This window comes from Microbacterium sp. MMO-35, assembly GCF_037147555.1.
GTDB lineage: Bacteria > Actinomycetota > Actinomycetes > Actinomycetales > Microbacteriaceae > Microbacterium.
Genome location: NZ_JBBCVH010000012.1, coordinates 31697 through 52162, shown reverse-complemented (window position 1 = coordinate 52162; position 20466 = coordinate 31697). Strand labels below are relative to the sequence as shown.

The window sequence follows — 20466 nt, the reverse complement described above, 5'->3', positions numbered from 1 at the left end:
GCTGGTTCAGGGTGAGTATCTGCGATGTCCCCGGCATCTCGACCGTCTGCACCGCGATCGGAGACGGCCCCGCCGGCGCGTTCTTCGGGTGGATCGCGTCCGCGATGGGCCTCGCCGTGTCGACCTTGCTTCAGGGCATGTGGGACGTGTTCTCCACCACGACCGCAGTTGATGTCACCTCCGACGGGTACGTGAAGGTCTACAACATCCTCTTCGGGATCGCGGTGTTCATCACGCTGCTGTTCTTCTGCTTCCAACTCATCGCCGGTCTCGCACGGCGCGACCCCACTGCCCTCACCCGCGCCGCCCTGGGACTTGCGAAATCGGTGCTGGGCTCCTTCGTCCTCATCACCCTCACCGCGCTGCTGTTGGAGATCACCGATCAGCTCTGCGTAGGGATCATCCAGGCCACCGGGCAGACCATCGAGAGCATCGGTGACCGTCTCGCGCTCCTGATCGCTGCCGTCACCGTCACCACGGTGGCAGGCGGCGCGGGGGCGTTGTTGACGATCTTCCTCGCCGGGCTCATGATCGCCGCGATCTTCATCCTCTGGTTCTCCCTCCTCATCCGCAAAGCCCTGTTGTTGGTCGCGATCGTGTTCGGACCGATCGCGCTCGCCGGCCTCACCTGGGAATCCGCACGCGGCTGGTTCGGGAAATGGGCGACCTTCGTGGTCGCTCTGATCGCGTCAAAGCTCGTCGTGGTCGTGATCTTCCTCATCGCGACCGCCCAAGTCTCTGCCCCGATCAGCATCGATCTGAAGTCGCTGTCAGAACCCATCGCGGGCATCGCGCTGCTGTTCATCGCCGCATTCGCCCCCTATATGGCGTACAAGTTCCTGAGCTTTGTCGGGTTCGACATGTATCAGGCGGCGTCGATGGAGCAGGAAGCGAAGAACGCCGTCAACCGCCCCATCCCGCTCCCATCGAAGCCGACTGGCCCCGCCCCGAAGCAGGTACTCGATGCCCCGGAGCCCAGCTCGGGCGGCACTCCTCAGGCGTCGGTGCCCGTGGCTCCCGGGGCGACCGAAGGCGCCGCGACCAGCGGTGCCGCTTCGGGTGGGGGCGGTGCCGCGAGCGGAGGGGCTGCTGCCGGAGGCGGTGCCGCCGGTGGCGCCGCGGCCGCGGGACCTGCCGCGGCGGTCGTGGCGGGCGCGGTGGTCGTGAAGGAGGCTGCGACGGCCGGGCCGAAGCTCGGCGGGGCGATCGGGAACGCCGCCGACAGCCACGCAGGCACGGCATCCGAACAGGCTGCGCCGCCGCCCAGCGCGGCACCGGTGCAGCGGCCTCCTACCGTGCTCCCGCCGCCGTCTCACCCGGCCGGTGGCTCCACGCCCACACCGCCGGTGAAGGAGTGACCCATGACCGCCACCAGCACCGGTGATCTGTCGTTTGAGCTTCGACCGGTGCAGTTCTCGCGTCTCACGCGGCGCGGCATCCTCCTCGGCCTCTCCCTGCCGCAGCTCATCGTCCTCGCCATCGCGCTGATCATCATCGTCGTCGGCCTGTACACGAACGGTGGCGCAGGGCTCGCCTGGTCATCCCCGGCCTGGACAGTGCTCGTCGCGATCGCCTGGGTTCCTCTCAGCGGGCGGAAGATCATCGAATGGGTGCCCATCACCGTCCGGTGGATGCTGCGCACCCGCGCGAAGCAGACCACCTACCGGCGCAGGGTCGTGAAGCCACGCCCCGCCGGCACCCTCGCCCTCCCCGGTGACCTCGCCGCGTTGCGGGAGTGGCTCGATCCCGAGACGAGGGCGGCGATGCTCCACGACCCGCACGCGCAGACTCTCACCGCGGTGTGCGGGGTGTCGCATCCCGCGTTCGTGCTCCTCGACCCGGGCGAGCAGCAGCGCCGCGTCACCGGCTGGGGGCGCGTCCTTGCCGCTGCCTGCCGCTCCGGCAGGATCGCCCGCATCCAAGTACAAGAACGCACCCTCCCCGACTCCGGCTCTGGGCTTGCGGAATGGTGGCGCGAACACGGGCGCGACGACGGGTCTTGGGCGGCGGCCACGTATCGGGAGCTCATCGAACGCGCCGGCCCTGCCGGGGAACGGCACGCGACCACGATCTCCCTCTCCCTCGACATGCGCGCCGCCGTCCGGCAGATCCGCTCCGCCGGCGGCGGCATGAAAGGCGCCGCAGCGGTGCTGCGGCAGGAGATGCAGTCGTTCCAGACCGCGCTGCGCTCCGCCGAACTCCACCTGACCGGATGGCTCACCCCGGGCGACGTCGCCCTGACCCTCCGCACCGCCTACGACCCCGCCGCAGGCCCCGCACTCGAACGCCACGGTGACCTCGGCCGCGACCTCGCCACCGCAGGCCCGGTCGCCGTCACCGAGACCTGGGACCGGCTTCGCTCGGACAGCGCGCATCATGCGGTGCTGTGGATCAGCGAATGGCCCCGCGCGCAGACGTTCCCCGGCTTCCTCGCCCCGGTCATCCTCACCGGCGGCGTGCTCCGCTCTCTGTCGCTGCACTATCTGCCGGTGCGGGCGGACCAGGCGGCACGGGATCTGCGGAAGAAGAAGACCGAGATGATCGCCGACGCCGCCCAACGCCGCAAGATCGGCCAAGTCGAAGACACCCAAGCCTCCGCCGAGTATCAGGACGTGCTGCAGCAGGAATCCGAGCTCACCGCCGGCCACGGCGTACTCCGTGTCGTGGGGCTCGTCTCGGTTTCCGCACCGACCGTCGGCGAGCTAGATGCGGCGGTATCCCAGGTAGAGCAGGCCGCGATCCAGGCATCCTGCGAGACCCGCCGTCTCGTCGGCCAGCAAGCGCAAGCGTTCACCGCTGCTGCGCTGCCGCTGTGCCGCACCGTCTGACCCCGACAGCGCTGCGCGCACCTGGTTCGTACCCCTATCGTCCTCTGGTGAAGGAACCCCTGTCATGCCGACCTTCGATGATGCCCCCGCGGATGCAGCCGAGATGTCCGAGGCCATGCGTGGACTCGCCCACGCGACCCGCCGCGTCGACCAGCCCGAGCAGATGTACCAGGTACTCGGTGATCTGCTCGGCTCCGTGCGGTCGCTCGAACAGATCCTCAGCCAGCTCGCGACCGCGCACGACACCCTCAGCAACCTGGCGACCGACGACGCCGGGGACGGGCCCGCCGGCCGCAGCGATGCCGCAGCAACCGCGGCCGAGCTCCGCGCCGCCGCTGTACTGATCAGTCAGACCGAACGCCGCCTCGACGCGAGCATGGGCGCGGCCGGACGAATCGCCTGGCACTCGGAGCCTGTGACGAACGTACGACGGGAGTTCATCAACGTCGTCTTCCTGCAGGGCGAGGAAGCCCAGGTCATCGACATCATCACGCTCCGCGGTGCCGATCAAGCGATCGAGCACCTGGCGGGGCACGATTTCGGGGATGAGACTGCGGAGGCCGCGCTCGAGAACGGGTACGTCTACGACCAGCCACCGGTCGGACAGCTCGACAAGACCGCCACCCGCGACACATACACGGTCGTCTACAACCCCTTCATGGGGCACGTCGGCCTCTACCGGCAACGCGACGCTCTGCCCGATCCCGCGATCATCGGCCCCGAAGATCCACCCAGGCAGGCCACCCCCAGCACGGCGTCGGAGTCGGCGGCGACGCCGGTCGCAGAGCGTTCCCGGCGTGAACGACTCGGCACTCCGACGATGAACCGGCCACCCATCGTGAGCCATTCGGCCAAGCGCGGTCTCGGCCGATGACCAACAACCCGGAAAACTCCGAGGCGGGTGAGCTGCACACCTCGGTGCTCGTCGGGCCGGAGGGTGAACGGCGCAAGCAGCGGCGAGTCCGTGAGCAGGCCGCTGCACGCATCCGCGCTGACGCTCGCACCGCAGCGAGGCGAGCCGCGAGAACGGTGGCCGACGCGGAGCGGGACTCGCGTCGCGCGACCGAGTATCTGCCCCGTGCCGGCGAGGCCGGGGCGGCAGCGTTGCGGACACCCGGGCGGTTCCGGCTCCCGCGACATCAGGACACCAGTGCGACGCTCTCGGGGCACTATCCGTTCCTCGCTGAAGGCGGTCTCGGCTCCGCTGGCACCTTCATCGGCCAGGACCTCTACTCCGGCGGCTCGTTCGTCTACGACCCGTGGGAGCTGTACCGACAGGGGGTCATCACCGCCCCGAACCTGATCCTCGCCGGGATCGTCGGCTCCGGGAAGTCCTCCCTCGCGAAAGCCCTCTACACGCGGGCGCTGCCATTCGGTCGCCGCGTCTACGTGCCCGGTGACCCGAAAGGCGAACACACGGCCGTCGCCCGCGCCGTCGGTGGACGCGCCATCGTCCTGGGCCCCTCCCTCCCGACGCGGCTCAACCCGCTCGACGAGGGGTACCGTGCGACCGGGATTCCCGACGCCGACTGGGCCGCGCAGGTCGCCGCGCGGCGTCGTGACCTCATCGGTGCACTCACCGAAACCGTGCTCGACCGCCGGCTCACCCCGGTCGAGCACACCGCGATCGACCTCGCCCTCGCCGACGCCGTCCGCTCATCCGAAGTCCCGGTCCTGCCAATGGTTGTTGACCGCATCCTCTCCCCCGCCATCGCGGATGATCCAGATGGGCGGCTCACGGAGGACGGCCGCATGGTGGGGCACGCGCTGCGCCGCCTCGTAGCCGGCGACCTCTCCGGCCTCTTCGACGGCCCTTCCACCGAGAAGTTCGACCCAACCTTGCCGATGTTGTCGCTCGATCTCTCTCGGGTTGCGGAGAACTCGGCTCTGCTCGCGGTACTGATGACGTGCTCGGCGGCGTGGATGGAAGCCGCGCTCCAAGACCCGTCCGGCGGACAGCGGTTCGTGGTCTACGACGAAGCCTGGCGGCTCATGTCCTACCCGGCACTCCTCGCCCGGATGGATGCGCAATGGCGGCTCGCTCGCCACTATGGGCTCGCGAACCTCCTCATCTTCCACAAGCTCACCGACTTGGAGAACGTGGGCGATCAGGGCCCACGGATGCGGGCGCTCGCGTCCTCGCTGCTCGCGAATGCGGAAACAAGGATCGTGTACCGGCAGGAATCCGATCAGCTCGGCGTCACCGCGCAAACCCTCGGCCTCACCGGCACCGAACGCTCACTCCTCCCTGGCCTCGGGATCGGGCAAGGGCTGTGGAAGATCAAGGACCGCAGCTTCGTCGTGCAGCACCAGCTCCACCCAGCAGAACTCGAACTCTTCGACACTCGGGCACGGATGCTCTAGAAGAGCAAGTTTGTCGGTGGCCCCTGTCATCCTGATGCCGTGATCGAACGGCCCATTGACTTCAGGCGACCGCGACAGATGAGGTGTGGCGCGTGCACCGATGAGTGGGACGCGACTGTCGACTGGCTGGACCGCTTCGACCAGGGCAAAGAGGGCTGCCCGGCATGCGGCACGGACTGTCGAGGCGAGGACCGTCCCGATTTCACCGCGGATCCCGATGATCAGGCGCACGACGAGGCCGCAACCCGCGACTTGACCTGGTATCACTCATCGACGCACGCAATATGGCCCGATCGTGACTTCGACGCAGCCTCTGATCTGACGGAAGAGACCAGGCAGCGCATGGAATCGATGAGTGCGCGCCCTGGTGCCGTTGAACGATGGGCCGCACGCCAGAAATCGAAAGCCCTGCACATCGGCACTTACGAGGCCGCCATCGAGAACATGTTCCGCCGCATCGACGACGAAAGCGGGTCAGCGGATCAGTTCTTTCTCCACCGGGTTCGACTCCGTCAGGACTGCGTGATCGAGCCGGGTGTGCATCCTGAGCCCACCGATTTCGTTGGCAACGCCTATCTCTCCGAGGTTTGCGCTCCGGGCGTGAATGTGCTCCGCTACGTGAACGTTCACGAGGATGCCTCCCGAATTTCCCTCGCCCTCGACATCGATGCGATCGATGCGATACAAAGCATCCCGATTCCGCTCCCCGTTGACACGGGCGACGCCTGGATCATCGGCGCGACGACGCGCCTGCGCAGTGCGAGCTTGCAACCGCTCGAGCCCGTGACCTCCAGAATCGAACGATTTCGGCCGCGGACGATACCGGCGTTGGTAGCCGAAGGTCGCCAACTCGTGGAGGAGGCCGGAGCAGAGCTGCCGGTGAACCTGCGAGACCGGTTCGGGCTGGAGGCCGATGAAGAGAGCTTCGCTTCCGATCCCGCTGGATTCCCGTCACGACTTCTCGGACTTGTGCGGCTCGTAACGGACTCTGGGCGGGTCTTAGCCGCTCTCGACGACCAAGACTGGCGAAGCGTCTAGCGCCTCAGAGTCGCAGCGGGCGTACCTGGCTGGTGGCCGTCGCCGTTCTGACGATGGTCTCCGATCTCGTCAGGAAGGCCTCGCGCATGTCCAACACGTCTCTCGTTCCACCGGATACCTCACCTCCACCGCCCGCCCGTGCCACGGCTCGGATCGCGGCGATCGTCACGGCGTTGCTTCTGTTGTTCGGAGGTTTGTTCTTCCCGTCGCCGGCGCAGGCGGCGACGCTCGGCACCGGGTATGGGGATGAGAACCTGTTTATCGGAGCGTTCTCCTCGCACGGGCGGCAGACGTACTGCATGGATCTCGGTGCGGTCGGGCCGTGGGGGACGACGGAGCCGCCCGAGCTGAAGACCTTGCTCGATGCGCTCTCGCGCACGCAGCTCGCGCAGCTCAACTACGTGATGGGCCGGTGGGGCGAGTCTCGTGATCCGAACATCACCTCCGCGGTCGCGATGTTCGTCTGGGACGTCGCCGACCACGACGTGTACCTGAGCAAGGGCGGCGACGGCGGGCTCATCACGCGCGTCCCCGCGAACCAACAGGCCACCGTCCTATCGCACCTGGCCGCGATGCGCGATGCCGCGGCGTCCAACGCGGTGAAGGACCCGTCGGTGTCGCTGTCTATCACGATGACCGACCAGTACCACGGGACGCTCACGATCGCGACGGACCCGGCGTCCTTATCGGGCACGGTGAGCTTGTCGAATGCGACGTTCGCGAGCGGTTCCACGTCGGCGGCGTTGGGTGCGGGCACGCATCAGATCATCGGCACCCCGGCAGAGGGCGCACCCGACTATCGGGTGCGCGCCGCGTTCACCGCGTCCTCAACCGGACTGGGTGCCGGTGTGGACCTGTTCTACACGCCCGGGTCGCAGCGCATTCTCGCCGCGGCCTCGTTCAAGCCGTTGCTGGCGCAGGCCGAGTCTCCGGTGATCCCGTTGGACTTCCAGCCGGTCATCGAAACGCAGGTGTCGTCGACGTTCGTGCAGGCCGGCACCCCGTTCACCGACCAGCTCAACGTTTCGGTGACGAAGCACTCGTGGATCACGGTGAACGGGACCCCTGTGCCGGTGCTCGCTGAGGGTGCCCTGTATGGGCCGTTCGACGCGCAGCCCGCCGAAGCGAACGCGCCCCCGGCCGGTGCCCCCGTGCTCGGCACCGAGTCGTTGACGCTCACGCATCCCGGCACCTACGTGTCGCCGGGGACGCTCGTGGCACGTTCGTCGGGGTTCTACACGTGGGTGTGGAGCATCGACAAGCAAAAGCAGGGCGAGAACGCGAAGTACCTCACCGATTCGTTCACCGACCGGTTCGGACGTGTCGCGGAAACGTCGGTGGTGCCGTTCCAGCCGGAGGCGGTGTCGAAGGCGAACGGCCGACTCGTGAAGCCCGGCGACGCCGTCACCGACACGATCACGGTGTCATCGACGAACGGGGCGTGGCTGAAGCAGAACGGGGCCCCGATCCCGGTCGTGTTCGAGGCCACCGCCTACCAGGTGCCCGGGACCCTCCCGCCCGTCCAGGGCGCGGAGATCCCCGAAGGCGCCGTGCGGGTGGGCACGGCGCAGATCGTCGCGGAAGGCCCCGGCACGTACACGTCGCCCGCGGTGACGCTTCCTGATGCCGGGTTCGTGACGTGGGTGTGGGAGGTGAAGAAGGCGTCGCAGCCGGAATGGGTGCGCCCGTTCCTCGCCGCCGACTGGCGCGACGACTACGGTATCAACGTCGAATCGCACTCGGTGCGGTGGCCGGTCACGATCACGTCGGAGGTGCGCGAGTACAACGTGCACAAGGGCGGGCGAGCGTTCGACCGCATCACCGTCACCGGGTTCCCCGACAACCACCCCGACTTCACCGGTGACGGCTACTGGGGTCCGGACACGAAGGAGCTAACGCACATCGTCTACGGCCCCTTCGCGACCGATACGGAGTTGACGGCGGATCTGCCGCTCGAGGATGCCCCGGTGCTGACGACGGTCACGACGCCCGCGAAGAACGGGGTCTATGACATCGGCTACACCGATGAGGATGCGATCCGGCCTGCGAAGCCGGGCTACTACGTGATCGTCACCTCGTTCGAGGGTGATGATCGGGTGCAACCGTTCGTGAGTTCACCGGCGGACATCTGGGAACGGTTCTTCGTCCCCGGCGTCGAGCAGCCCGTGTCCGTGGTCACGCAAGCGCAGGAGTCCGCGTTCGTGGGCGACCCGTTCTCAGATACCGCGCTCGTGCAGGGCACTGACATCCCGAAGGGCGCTTACCTGATGTTCCGCGCCTACGGCCCCCAGCCCGCAGGCGAAGAACCGGTGTGCGAGGCCCCGTTCTTCACCTCGGCGAAAGTGCCGGTCACACAGGCCGGCCACTACCGCTCCGGCGAGACGACAGTGGACAAGCCGGGGAACGTGTACTGGGTTGAGACCCTGTACGGCCAGGACGGGAAGGCGATCACGGCCGGGAAGTGCGGTGCGCCGGGTGAGACGACGATTGTGAATGCGCGCCCGCCGGGCACCCCACCTACCCCTCCGACCCCGCAGCCGCCGCTGCCGAAACCGCCCACGAGTCTCGCGCAGACGGGTAGCGACGGGTGGATGAGTCTCGTCTGGGGCGGGATCGCGGCCGCTCTCCTCGCGGCCGGCGGCACACTCTGGTTCGGGCGCAGGCTCGCGCTCTACCGGGAGCGCAATGGATACGTCAGAGAGGAGGACACCGGTATCGACGACCTGATGAACGAGTAAGCGCACCCCCCAATACGACGGGCGGAACCGCGCGGCCCCCTTCCCTCGGAGGGCCTGCACGGTTCCGCCCGTTCTCGTATGCCCACCCGGCGCACCTGACCCCTGAGAAACGACTTCCAGGGAGGGCAGAGATCATGCAGGACAGCGACGACGTACGGGCGCGGATGGAGATTGCCGCCCTCACTGAACCCGGGCATACCGTCACCGGGCAGATGCTCCGGATCATCGGCCCCGCCGAGACCCTCGCGCTGCTCCGGAACCCGCGCATTCCGCTTCCCGCCCAGGTCGACCCGGTGCTGGGGACTGAGTGGCGGGAGGCGACCGCGGCTCGGCTGGTCGATGGTCTCGCCGACCAGGTGGCCCGCCTCACCGACCAGCATCAGCTCCTCGTCCTCACGCCAGGCAGGGCGGGGTGGCCTGCGTCGTTCGCGGATCTTGGCGACCGCGCCCCGGTTATGCTGTGGGCGAAAGGGAACCCCGAACTGCTCACCTCTTCACTCGCGTCACGGGTGACGTTCACCGGGGCGCGTGCTTCCTCGTCGTACGGGGAGCACGTCACGCGGGAACTCGTGGCGGATCTCTTGCGGGAACCGCGGATCGTCGTCGCGGGCGGCGCATACGGCATCGATGCCGCCGCGCACCGTGCCGCCCTCGCGATCCGCCCCGCATCCACGATCGCCGTCCTCGCCGGCGGCCTGGACCGCCCCTACCCGTCCGGGCACACGGACCTGTTCCAAGACATCGCCGATGCCGGCGGAATCCAGATCAGCGAGACGCCACCGGAGACGACGCCAACCAAGTGGCGATTCATCGCCCGCGCCCGCCTCCTCGCAGCCCTCGGCGGCGCGAGCATCATCCCCGAAGCCGGATACAGATCCGGGTCGCTGCTCGTCGCCGCCCGCGCGACCGAGCTCGGACGCCCCGTCGGCACCGTCCCCGGCCCCATCACCTCCGCCGCATCATCCGGCTGTCACCGGCTGCTGCGGGAAGGCCTCGCCGAGGTCATCACCCACGCCGGCGACATCACCGAACTCCTCGACCCCGCCCCGCCATCGTTCCTCAGCTCCGCGATCCAGGAAGTCGCCCGCCGTGCGGCACCGGATGCCGGCAAGGCCGCGAGGCGAGCGGCGCTATGAACCGTCCCCGCCGCCTCGCCCGGGATCGGCGGGCGTCCCTCTGTGATCTCGAAGGAGAACCGTATGTCGAAGCGTGCCCGCACGAAAGCCGATGCCTCCGTGATCGTGATGGTGCGAATGCTCGTCCAGGGCGACGGCACCCTGCACGTCACCGTCGACGGTGCCCCGTACCTCCCGGCGGAGTTCGCGCCACCGTGGCGGCGTGCTTCCTTCCCGCACATCGTCGATGCGATCAGCGATCAGCGACCCGGGCAGACGCTCCGCGTCGACGTGGTCGAAACCGACGGCAGGGTCATCACCGACTACCGCGTCCCACCCAAACCCCGCCGCACAGCCCCGACACCGGCGCCGACTCCCCTGCCGACACAACAGCACGTCAGCCAGACAGTCGAGCCCCCGCAGGTTTCGTCTGAGCCGGTGCAGTCGCGTCTGGCGGAGTTCGCCGGGTCTGGATTCATGCCTGGTGAAGACGTGGCGGTCGCGATCGTGATCGCGCACACCGAGACCGGCCCGGACGGGATCTCCCGCGCACTGGTCGATGCCCGCTACCTCGATCACGCGCCGACACGGGAAGTCATCCTGCTCGGCAGGATCTCCGGCACCATCTACATCGGCCAACCCACATGAGCACTCCGATCCGTCCCACCGGGACGCTCGGTGACGAACTCACCAACGCCGCCCTCGTCCTCCTCGCGACCCTCGGCGTGATCGCCGTGCTCCTCCGCGCCGCCGGCAGCATCGCCGCGTTCATCCTCGGGACTCCACAACCGACAGCCGGGCTCGGTGCCGGAGCGAGGGTGCTGCTGCGGCCAGGCGATCCCGCTGACACCCTGAACGCGCCCGGACTCAACCCTGTCGTGTACTGGCTGATCGCCGGGGTGTTGATCCTCGGTGCCGGGGCTGCCGCCTGGCGGGTTTGGGTGCTGCTTCGCCATCACTCGCGGCGTCAGGCGATGGACCCGTACCGGATCGCCGGGATCGCGACACGGGCCGAAGTCACGCATGCCGGTTCGCCGCGGGCGCTGCTCGCCAGGGCCGGGAACCTGCGCCCTTCCCTCGACCATCCGGAGCCGGCGGATGTCGGATATCGGATCGGTGCATCTCGTGGAGTTGAGGTGTGGGCGTCGGTCGAGGACTCGATCTTGCTGATCGGACCTCCCCGCTCCGGGAAGGGCGTCCACATCGTCATCAACACGATCCTCGACGCGCCCGGTGCGGTCATCACGACCAGCACCCGGCCCGACAATGTGACCGCTACGATCCGCGCCCGTCAGAAGGTCGGGCCGGTCGCGGTGTTCGATCCGCAGCATCTCGCCGATGGCATCCCGGCAGGTCTGCGCTGGTCGCCCGTTCGCGGGTGCGCGGACCCGTTGACCGCGATGATCCGCGCGTCCGGGCTCGCGTCCGCGACCGGGCTCGGGAAAGGCGGCGTCGAGGGCGGTGATTTCTGGGAAGCGAAAACCCGGGTCGCGCTCCAATGTCTCCTCCACGCCGCCGCCCTCGACGATCGACAGCCGGCTGACCTGTTCCGGTGGACACTCGACCCCGCAGGCGCCGGCGACGCCGTTTCGATCCTCGCCGCGCACCCGATGGCGGCCGGAGGCTGGGCGGAAGCACTGCAGGCGATGATCGACGCCGACCCACGAACCCGCGATTCGATCTGGCAAGGCGTCTCCCTCGCACTCGCCGCCCTCGCGGACCCGCGCGTACTCGACGCCGTCACACCCACGCCAGACGAGATCTTTGACCCCGAAGCGTTTCTGGAGCAGCGCGGCACGCTGTATCTCCTCGCGACCGCCGCGGGTGCGAACAACAGCGCCCCTCTGGTCGCGGCGCTCATCGAAGACGTGGTGGAGGCTGCGCGCCGGCTCGCAGCGCGCAGTCCGGGCGCTCGGCTCGATCCGCCGTTGCTGCTCGCGCTCGACGAGGTTGCGAACCTGTCACCGTTGCCGTCGTTGCCGACGCTCATGGCCGAGGGCGGCGGTACCGGGATCACAACCATGCCCGTCCTGCAATCTCTCGCCCAAGCCCGCGAACGGTGGTCCGAGAACGCGGCGCACGCGATTTGGGATGCCGCGATCGTGAAGATCATCCTCGGTGGTGCCTCCAACAGCCGCGATCTCCAAGACCTCTCCACCCTCATCGGGGAACGCGACGAGATCACCGACTCCACGACCGTCGGCGACCAAGGCTCCCGCTCCGCGCAACGCTCCATCCGACGGGTTTCGATCATGCCGCCTGATACGATCCGCCGGCTCCCGTTCGGTACCGGACTCGTGCTGCTCCGCGCTGCACCCCCGATCGTCACACGACTTCGCCGCTGGACCGAGCGCACCGACCGTGCGCAACTCGTCGCCGACCGCGCCGAGGTCGAAGCGCAGTTGCACTACCGCGGGGCCGTGGGTGACGGCGGCGCACCTATGGAGTAGTGCCGCGACCGGCGCGGCGCAGGCAGGAGAAGTGCGATGGACATGCGATCCAAGACCTCAGTGGCCGGGTATCTCGCGCGAACCCCGCAGTTGAAGCGGCTGCAGAACGGGCTACTGCTGTTCGTGACCCAGCTCGGGCAGAAGCAGTATCAGCGCGAGGACGACGGCACCTTCACGCTCACGGGCACCGCCTATGTCGGGCTCACCGTCCTGGGTGACCGAGCCGAGACAGCCTTCGAGCTGTTCGCCGAGGGCGACGATGTGGTCGCGCTCGGCGAGTTCCACTCCAGGACGTTCGAGCGTCGCGGAGAGAGCGTCGAACAGCTCCAGTTCCGCGCCGACAAGCTCCTCTTCGACACCTCGCATCCGCGCTACTCGGTAACGCGAAGCCCTCGCCCCGTCGACGCAGCGCCTACGCTGCCCACATCATCCCTGTCGGCGGCGGTCGAGTTTCGTGCTCCGACTGCGATGGCGCTGGGGCGGTGACCCGCGTGGGTGAGATCCCGTTGCCTCCGATGCCCAGCGACGAGCCCGAGGGAGAGTTCGATTCCGAGATCGAGGAAGACGACCTGTACGACCAGCTCATGGCCGGCACCGCGCTCCCGGAGCCGCCACGCCCGATCAACTGGAATCTCCTCTCCTCTGGCGACGCCGAAGCAGAATGGTTGGCGCTGAACCAGTGGGTGGACTGGCTCCGCCGCACCTACGGTCTGCCCGCATCCGTCGTGCCGCCGTTCTGGCACCGGCACCCCGAGCTGGTGTGGGAGCTCTCGGCTCTGCATCTGCACTGGATCGCGAGCTACGACCCCGACCAATCGGCCTCCGGCCCGATCGCCTGGCACACCGACTTCGCGGCGACCCGCGACCGGCTCCGCGAATGGGTCGCTACCTGCGGAACACGGATCGACCGCGACCGCCCGACACGGCAGACCATCTGGCCGGGCGAGGACCCGCAGGGACCGATCGAAGACGAGACGATCACGGATCGCGCAGAGGACTTCATCGACTTCGTAGCGGCGGACGTGCAGGCGCGACAGGAGATCGAGGACGAGTTCCTCCGCGCGCGACGGTCGGCCGATCATGTCCGTGACCACTGATGCCGTCGAACCGCTCTGGAACTCGCGCGAAGCCGCCGAGTTCCTGAACGTCTCTCCGGCCACGCTCTCCCGCTGGCGCAGCCAGCAGGAGGGGCCACCATTCGTGCAGGTCGGTGCGGTCACCCGCTACAACCCGCCGACTGTGCGCGCCTGGGTGCTCGAACGCGAGGCGAAGCATGGCTGACCCGCGCAAGCATCAGATGCCACCGCTCGGCGTGAAACTCACCGAGAGCACCGAGAGCCGCGGAAGCGGGCTACTCGCAAGGGTGCGGTGGACCGATCCGCACACGAAGAAGCGCCCAAGCCGGTCTGAGTTCGTCGCCACCCAGGAAGAGGCGGAGGCGTTCTTCGAGAAGATGCGCCAGTCCACCGAGACGGGCGCGGACATGCTCATCACCCTCAAGGAGTACGTCGATTCCATCGGCGACCGTTGGCAGCGCGGCCTCGACCCGACCTCCACCGTCGACGGCTACGACGCCGGTCTCCGGCTCCGCGTCCTGCCCGCGCTCGGGCATCTGAAGGTCAGCAGGATCAGCACCGGCCTTATCGACCGCACCATCGATCGGTGGGAGACCGAGTATGGGCCATCGACCGTGAAGAACAGCATCGCGCCCCTGGTGCGCGTGCTCGATGTCGCCGTGCGCGACGAAGTGATCCCGTCCAATCCGGCGAGAACCCGAGCACGTCGCACCTACGGCAAGGACGACAGGCGGCAGACCGGCGGATTCCGGGCTTTCGCGATCCCGGACCTCGACACCCTGAACCATCTCGCAGACGCCTGCGCGGAAGTCCACCAGAGCTACTCCGATCACGTCATGCTCTGCGCGCTGCTCTCCGCGCGCGGGTCAGAGGTCGCCGGCCTCCAAGCCGGAGATGTCAACTGGAACAGTCGGATCGTGACGATCGAACGGCAGACCTACCCCGGCAAAGGGGGACTGGTCACGAAGGAGACGAAAGGTCGCACCACCCGCTACGTGCCCATCCTCGACGCGCTCGAACCGATCCTCGTCCGCCTCACCGTAGGCAGGAACCCGGAAGATCCGCTGCTCCGCGGGCCGCGCGGCGGAGTGCTCACGACGGCCACGGTGCGCGACGCGACCAAGTGGGATCAGCTCGTCACAGGGCTCGGGCTCGAGAACCTCAAACGCCATGGACTCCGGCACACAGGCGCAACCTGGCTCGCTGATTCAGGTGTCCCTCTGCACGTGCTGCAACGCATCCTGGGCCATGCCTCGATCGAGACGACCAAGGGCTACCTGCATCCTGACCACCGGCATTTGAGCGAGGCCGCGAAGCTCGCCAACCAGTTCCTCGCCAGCCCGGCGCAGACACGCAGGAATGGGACTCCCCGACGACCCGCCCCTCAGCTCTGATGCGTCACGCCAACCCCGGCTCCGCGAGGAGGCGGGACATGGTGCTGCCCGAGAATTGGCCCACTAGATTTCCACTTTTTGGCCCACTAGCTTCCTTCGCGCTGCTGTCAACCCGCTGACGGACGAGGGCCGTTGAACCCGATTTGGGACCCTCGACGGGACCGGGCGGAGGTCATCGAAAACGAAAGAAGCCCTGACAAGAAATTCCTTCTCATCAGGGCTTTTCTGTCGGGATGACAGGATTTGAACCTGCGACCCCCTGACCCCCAGTCAGGTGCGCTACCAAGCTGCGCCACATCCCGTTGTTTAGTTGTTTCGGACTGATCCGAGGGCTATTGAACTTATCCCCCAGTCAAGTGCGCTACCAAGCTGCGCCACAGCCCGTGGACGACCGCGCCGGAGCGCGGGCAACTCCCTTATCGTAGCCGACTCCCGAGTCCTCCGCGAAACCGGGCGCGGTCCGGGCGCGGCGCGGATGTCCGCGGCCGCGCGTAGGGTCGGGGCATGACCACGATCACGACGAAGGCAGCGACGCCCACGGAGTGGGATGACGTGCAGCGCACGCTCACCGGAGGCGGCGACGGTGCGTCCTGCCAGTGCGTGTGGCCCGTGCTGCGCAACAAGGACTGGAACGCCACCACGAAGGATCAGCGGGTCGAGATCCTGCGGGATGAGATCGCAGCGGGTCCCCCGCCGGGCATCGTGGCCTATGTCGACGGCGAGGCCGCGGGGTGGATCCGCATCGGTCCTCGGCCGGCGCAGGCCCGGCTCGGATACACGCGCGCCATCGTCGCCGCGACGCAGGAGCCGCTCGACGACGGCGAGGTGTGGGCGGTGTCCTGCTTCTCGGTGCGCCGCGATCAGCGCGGCCAGGGGCTCAACGCGGCACTTCTCGCGGCGGCGGTCGAATACGCCCGTGAGTCCGGAGCACGCGTCGTCGAGGGATATCCGGTCGACACCGCCGCCAAAAAGGTGTCGTCGAACGAGCTCTTCCACGGGGCGCTGTCGACCTTCCTCACCGCGGGATTCTCGGTCGTCGGCGAGCTGCGCTCGGGGCGGCCGCTGGTGAGCCTGAGCCTCGCCGCATAGTGAGACCGACGGATCCGGAGCCGACCGCTCGCGCGTCACCGCACTCCTACGATGGAGGGATGCAGAGCCGCACCCGACTTCGCGCCCTGTGGCCGTTCGCTCCCTACATCGTCGTCTCCGTGATCCACGTACTGGCGAACGCGACGCACAGTCCGCTCACGACGCCGACCAAGGTGCTGCTCATGCCACTGCTGGCCCTGCCCGTCCTACTGGCGTGGAAGACGCTCGCGCCGCGCGCGGCCGCCGTCCTGCTGATCGTGGCGCTGACCTTCTCCTGGCTCGGCGACGAGGCCGGTCTGTTCTTCCCGTTCGCCCCGGAGCTGCCCCTCATGCTGGGGTTCTTCGGCCTCGCGCACGTCGCGTACATCCTGCTGTTCCTGCGCCACCTGCGCGTGCGTCGGCTGCCGATGTGGACCGTCGTCTTCGTGCTCTGGTGGCTCTTCATGATCATGATCCTCGGACCGCACACCGGATCCCTGCTCGTCGCCGTCGGCGCCTACGGCATCGTCCTCGCGGGCACCGCGGCGACCTCCGCCCGCTGCCGCCCGATGGTCGCCTGGGGCGGCGTGTTCTTCCTCTCCAGCGACTCGATCCTCGCCTTCCGCCTGTTCCTGTCCGATGCGATGCCCGACTGGACGAGCCCCGCGGTGATGGCCACCTACACGATCGGACAGGGCCTCATCGTGGCCGGAGCACTGCTCGCACTGCGTCGCCGTGCCGAGACCACCGCCGTCGAGCCCACGCCGTTCGACCGCACCCAGGGAGCCCGCCCATGAACGAGCCCTGGGCGAGCGGCCCCGTGCGCATCGACAGCTGGCTCTGGGCGGTGCGCGCGTTCAAGACCCGCTCCGCCGCGACCACCGCCTGCCGCGCCGGGCACGTACGCCTCAACGGCGAGCGGGTGAAGGCGGCGCAGACCGTGAAGATCGGCGACGAACTGCGGATCCGCATCAGCGGCTTCGACCGGATCCTCATCGTCCGCCAGACCCTCGTCAAGCGGGTCGGCGCTCCGCTGGCCGCCGTCGCCGCCGAAGACCGCACGCCACCCCGCGAGCCCGTGGCCGCGGCCGGTCTGCGCGACCGCGGCGCGGGCCGTCCGACCAAGCGTGAGCGCCGCGACATCGATCGCCTCCGGGGTCGCGACACCCCATGATTCCCGCTGCGACTTATCCACAGACCCCTATGAATGTCGTAGCTTTGTTCTAAAATTGGGACATGAACAGCCTCACCCGTCCCCCACTCGCAGACCGCGAGGTGGTGCTGGACGCGTGGGTGGCCAAGCGCGCGCAGATCGCCCGGCTCGAAGCTGAGGCCGCCGACCTGCTGGCCACACGGGCCGCGTTGTTCGACCAGGATGTGCTGGCGCACCCGGTGCATCGAGACATGGCCCGCCGCTCGATGATCGCCGAGTACTCGGCCGCCGGCCACATCGGATCCGGGGCCGTGGAGAACGCCTTCGCGGATGCAGAAGCACTCTCGATGCACTTGGCCGGCCTCCACCAGGCGCTTCGCGAAGGAACGATCTCCGTGCAGCACGTGCGGGCCATCATCTCGGCGGCGGATCCGATTCGGGATGCCGTCCGCAACGGGCGCATCCCCGCCGAGTCCTTCGCCGCCTACGAGCAGGCGAGCATCGCGGTGGCGGAGCAGGACTCCCCCACGCGCACCCGGGTCGCCGCTCGTCAGATCGCGGCGGTCATCGCGGGCGAATCCGTGAAGGAGCGGCACCGTCGCGCGGTCGATGAGCGATGCGTGACGGTACGGATCCTGGACGAGGGCATGGCGCTGCTCACGGCCGTCCTGCCCGAGGTGTACGCGGTCGCCATCAAGGACCGCCTGCGCAGCCTCGCGAAGGCGATCGCGCAGACCTCCCGTTCATCCGCCCGGGACTCGGATACGGAGGGATCCGAGTCCGCTGACCTCTTCCCCGATGACCCGCGGCTGGATGCGCACGACCTCATCGTCACGGACGACACCTACGCCATCGACCCCGGAATCAGTCGCCCGGAGGACGACGACGAGACCGAGCACGCGGTCACCGCCGACGGCCGTACCCGCGCCCAGATCGAGGCGGACGCCCTCGTCGATCTCCTGCTCGCGGCCGGTCTCTCGGAGGTGCACGGCACGGGGTTGGACAGCATCCGGGCCACCGTGCAGGTCACGGTGGCAGCCACGACGCTGGCCGGAGAGGACGACCGGCTCGCCGAGCTCGACGGGCGCGGCCCTCTGGACCCCGACGTCGCCAGGGAGCTCGCGCGCAAGGTCACCGGATGGAACCGGCTCTTCCTGGACGCCACCGGCATGGTCACCCGCACAGATCGCTACACCCCGACGGACGCGATGAAGCGGTTCCTCCGCGCGAGGGATCAGCGCTGCCGCTTTCCCGGATGCCACACGCCGGCCGCTCGGTGCGAGATCGACCACAACCTCGATCATGCCAAGGGCGGACCGACCGAGCTCTCGAACCTGGCCGACTTCTGCCCGGGGCACCATCCGCTCAAGCATCCCGATCTCGACGACATCGTGCGCTGGACGGCGCATCAGCTCGCCGACGGCACCCTGCGATGGACGAGTCCGCTCGGTCGCAGCTACGACGACCATCCGCCACGACGGGTCATGTTCGTCTGATGGGAAGCCCGAGAGCGGCTAACGGGAAGCTCGAGAGCCGCTGACGGGAACTCCGGGGGTCGCTGACTTCAGACCGAGCATCGCTTACTCCAGCCCGAGCCTCGCTGACGGGAACTCCCGGGGGTCACTGACGTCAGCCCCAGCATCGCTGACGGAAGCCGAGAGCCGATGACGCGAGTCCGAGCATCGCTGACGGCAGGCCCGGGCAGCACTGACAAGTACTCCGAGAGCCGCGCAAACGAGACGAATCTCGACGTCCGGCTCGCTCAGTCCTTGCCCGGTCCTCGCTCAGTCCGCGCTCGGCGCGCCGTCGCCCAGCTGATCGAGCAGCCAGCGCACCGGCCTCACCTCAGCCGGACCCCCTGCCCCGGCCAGCGCCTCGACCCGCGACGACAGTCCGCGATCGCTCGTGACGACGAAGACACGGTCCCCCGCCGCCACGCGCGCGCGGGCGACGTCGACGATCGCGTCGTCTCCGGATCCCGGCGCCCGCACGATCTCCACGGCGCACGAAACGTCGGCGCTGTCCTCGGGATCCGCGACGTCGCGCGCCGCCCCTTCCGCGACGAGCATGACCCGCGGATGCCAGCGCGTCGAATCCAGGGCGACCTGCTCGGCCTCCACACCCCGCCGCGCCCAGGCGTCCAGCCGGTCGCGCAGGCGTGCCGTCGCGCCGGCACGATCCTTCCACCAGCCGTCCGGAACGGATCCGACGACGTTCGCGGCGTCGACGATCACCGCGGGTCGCACCTCCAGCAATCCCCGCAGCTCGGGCCAGGCCTCCGCGAATCCGGGATGCAGCGGACGGGCATCGACCTCGTCGACGGGCACCCACTCCAACGCGAGGCTCTCGGGGTCGCTGATCACCGGCTCGAAGGGCACGACGACATCGGCGACGACCGTGGTGTAGCTCCAGATGCCCAGATCCAGCACGCTCTCGAACCGCGCGCGCACCGCGCCGTGCGGGACGCCCGCCTCCTCCTGCGCCTCGCGGATGGCTCCTTCACGGGCGCTCTCGCCGGCGTGCAGCGCACCACCCGGGAGCGCCCACGTGCCGCCGTGGTGCGACCACGCGACCCGGTGCTGCAGCAGCACGCCCCGGGCAGGGTCATAGGCGAGCAGTCCTGCGGCGCCGTACCGCCCCCAGTACCGCTCCCCGGTCGGTGCCACGACCCAGGCGTCGCCGGAGTCGAGCGGTCCGAACGGGCGCCGCGGCTCACCGGGGGCAGGAGGAACGATCGTCACCCGTCCAGCCTTTCACACGCCGCCGCGGCACGGCCCTGTACGTCGGCGGGTTGCACCCGGTGTTGCGAGAATGGCGACATGAACGACGCCTACGAACTCGACGACGACCCCGCCCGGATCCAGCTCGACACGGTGTGGCACTGGCTGTCGACCGAGGCGTACTGGGGTCGCTGGCGCTCCCGCACCGACGTGGAGACGCAGATCGCGAACGCGTGGCGCGTCGTCGGCGTCTATCGCTCCGACACGGGCGCGCAGGTGGGCTTCGCCCGGGCCGTCTCCGACGGCGTGGGCTTCGCCTACCTCGCCGACGTCTACGTGCACGCCGAGCACCGCGGCCACGGTCTCGGCAAGCGCCTGATGCGGCTCATGATCGACGACGGCCCCGGCCCCGACATGCGCTGGACGCTGTTCACGAGCGACGCGCACGGCCTCTATCGCCAGTTCGGGTTCAGCGAGCCCGACCGCACCGCGATGGTGCGCCCGCCCCGCTCCGTCTGACCG

General features: G+C 68.6%; 19 protein-coding genes and 1 tRNA gene. 18 read left to right on the top strand and 2 right to left on the bottom strand.

Annotation, left to right across the window (positions count from 1 at the left end; all coding sequences use genetic code 11):
- The first annotated feature begins 11 nt into the window (after positions 1-11).
- The 13 genes from WFJ01_RS17580 (at position 12) to WFJ01_RS17520 (ending at position 15003) form a co-directional block, all read left to right on the top strand.
- On the top strand, positions 12-1358 hold the full coding sequence (locus tag WFJ01_RS17580; RefSeq protein WP_336629856.1) for a conjugal transfer protein TrbL: 1347 nt from the start codon (positions 12-14) through the stop codon (positions 1356-1358).
- Positions 1359-1361: 3 nt separating this feature from the next.
- The gene (locus tag WFJ01_RS17575; protein ID WP_336629855.1) at positions 1362-2828 is read left to right on the top strand and encodes an SCO6880 family protein; all 1467 of its coding nucleotides are present in this window, start codon (positions 1362-1364) and stop codon (positions 2826-2828) included.
- 103 nt (positions 2829-2931) lie between these two features.
- Positions 2932-3702, top strand: coding sequence for a hypothetical protein (locus WFJ01_RS17570; protein ID WP_336629854.1), 771 nt, complete (start codon positions 2932-2934; stop codon positions 3700-3702).
- Positions 3699-5192 (top strand): ATP-binding protein, encoded by a 1494-nt coding sequence (locus tag WFJ01_RS17565; RefSeq protein WP_336629853.1) that lies wholly within the window; start codon positions 3699-3701, stop codon positions 5190-5192. Before WFJ01_RS17570 ends, WFJ01_RS17565 begins: the two co-directional genes overlap by 4 nt.
- Before the next feature lie 39 nt (positions 5193-5231).
- A complete protein-coding gene (locus tag WFJ01_RS17560) occupies positions 5232-6230 on the top strand; it encodes a hypothetical protein (RefSeq protein ID WP_336629852.1) in 999 nt (332 codons plus the stop codon).
- Positions 6231-6529: 299 nt separating this feature from the next.
- The gene (locus WFJ01_RS17555; protein ID WP_336629851.1) at positions 6530-8968 is read left to right on the top strand and encodes an LPXTG cell wall anchor domain-containing protein; all 2439 of its coding nucleotides are present in this window, start codon (positions 6530-6532) and stop codon (positions 8966-8968) included.
- Positions 8969-9102: 134 nt separating this feature from the next.
- Positions 9103-10104 carry a DNA-processing protein DprA gene (locus WFJ01_RS17550; protein WP_336629850.1) on the top strand — a complete coding sequence of 334 codons (1002 nt, stop codon included), beginning with the start codon at positions 9103-9105 and terminating at the stop codon, positions 10102-10104.
- 63 nt (positions 10105-10167) lie between these two features.
- Positions 10168-10731 (top strand): hypothetical protein, encoded by a 564-nt coding sequence (locus WFJ01_RS17545; protein WP_336629849.1) that lies wholly within the window; start codon positions 10168-10170, stop codon positions 10729-10731.
- Positions 10728-12533, top strand: coding sequence for a TraM recognition domain-containing protein (locus WFJ01_RS17540; RefSeq protein ID WP_336629848.1), 1806 nt, complete (start codon positions 10728-10730; stop codon positions 12531-12533). The genes WFJ01_RS17545 and WFJ01_RS17540 overlap by 4 nt, the downstream gene beginning before the upstream one ends.
- A 36-nt stretch (positions 12534-12569) precedes the next feature.
- On the top strand, positions 12570-13019 hold the full coding sequence (locus WFJ01_RS17535) for a single-stranded DNA-binding protein (RefSeq protein WP_336629847.1): 450 nt from the start codon (positions 12570-12572) through the stop codon (positions 13017-13019).
- 29 nt (positions 13020-13048) lie between these two features.
- Positions 13049-13630, top strand: a complete 582-nt coding sequence (locus WFJ01_RS17530) for a hypothetical protein (RefSeq protein ID WP_442928062.1) — start codon at positions 13049-13051, stop codon at positions 13628-13630.
- On the top strand, positions 13614-13814 hold the full coding sequence (locus WFJ01_RS17525; RefSeq protein ID WP_442928063.1) for a helix-turn-helix domain-containing protein: 201 nt from the start codon (positions 13614-13616) through the stop codon (positions 13812-13814). Before WFJ01_RS17530 ends, WFJ01_RS17525 begins: the two co-directional genes overlap by 17 nt.
- Positions 13807-15003: a site-specific integrase gene (locus tag WFJ01_RS17520; RefSeq protein ID WP_336629845.1), complete on the top strand. Its 1197-nt coding sequence runs from the start codon at positions 13807-13809 to the stop codon at positions 15001-15003. Before WFJ01_RS17525 ends, WFJ01_RS17520 begins: the two co-directional genes overlap by 8 nt.
- 228 nt (positions 15004-15231) lie before the next feature.
- On the opposite strand, the gene WFJ01_RS17515 is transcribed toward WFJ01_RS17520, so the two are convergent.
- Positions 15232-15305: transfer RNA gene (locus WFJ01_RS17515), tRNA-Pro, on the bottom strand.
- A gap of 202 nt (positions 15306-15507) precedes the next feature.
- On the opposite strand from WFJ01_RS17515, the gene WFJ01_RS17510 reads away from it, so the two are divergent.
- The 4 genes from WFJ01_RS17510 to WFJ01_RS17495 all read left to right on the top strand — a co-directional run bounded on the left by WFJ01_RS17510 (position 15508) and on the right by WFJ01_RS17495 (position 18720).
- Positions 15508-16092 carry a GNAT family N-acetyltransferase gene (locus tag WFJ01_RS17510; RefSeq protein WP_336629844.1) on the top strand — a complete coding sequence of 195 codons (585 nt, stop codon included), beginning with the start codon at positions 15508-15510 and terminating at the stop codon, positions 16090-16092.
- Positions 16093-16151: 59 nt separating this feature from the next.
- Positions 16152-16868, top strand: a complete 717-nt coding sequence (locus tag WFJ01_RS17505) for a lysoplasmalogenase (protein WP_336629843.1) — start codon at positions 16152-16154, stop codon at positions 16866-16868.
- Positions 16865-17245, top strand: coding sequence for an RNA-binding S4 domain-containing protein (locus tag WFJ01_RS17500; protein WP_336629842.1), 381 nt, complete (start codon positions 16865-16867; stop codon positions 17243-17245). Before WFJ01_RS17505 ends, WFJ01_RS17500 begins: the two co-directional genes overlap by 4 nt.
- 62 nt (positions 17246-17307) lie before the next feature.
- Complete coding sequence (locus tag WFJ01_RS17495) at positions 17308-18720, top strand: HNH endonuclease signature motif containing protein (RefSeq protein WP_336629841.1); 1413 nt, start codon at positions 17308-17310, stop codon at positions 18718-18720.
- A 288-nt stretch (positions 18721-19008) separates the two neighbouring features.
- On the opposite strand, the gene WFJ01_RS17490 is transcribed toward WFJ01_RS17495, so the two are convergent.
- Entirely contained in the window at positions 19009-19965 is a 957-nt protein-coding gene (locus tag WFJ01_RS17490) for an NUDIX hydrolase (RefSeq protein ID WP_336629840.1), read from the bottom strand.
- A 78-nt stretch (positions 19966-20043) separates the two neighbouring features.
- Here WFJ01_RS17490 and WFJ01_RS17485 point away from each other — a divergent pair, with 78 nt between their 5' ends.
- Complete coding sequence (locus WFJ01_RS17485; protein ID WP_336629839.1) at positions 20044-20463, top strand: GNAT family N-acetyltransferase; 420 nt, start codon at positions 20044-20046, stop codon at positions 20461-20463.
- The last annotated feature ends 3 nt before the right edge of the window (positions 20464-20466 follow it).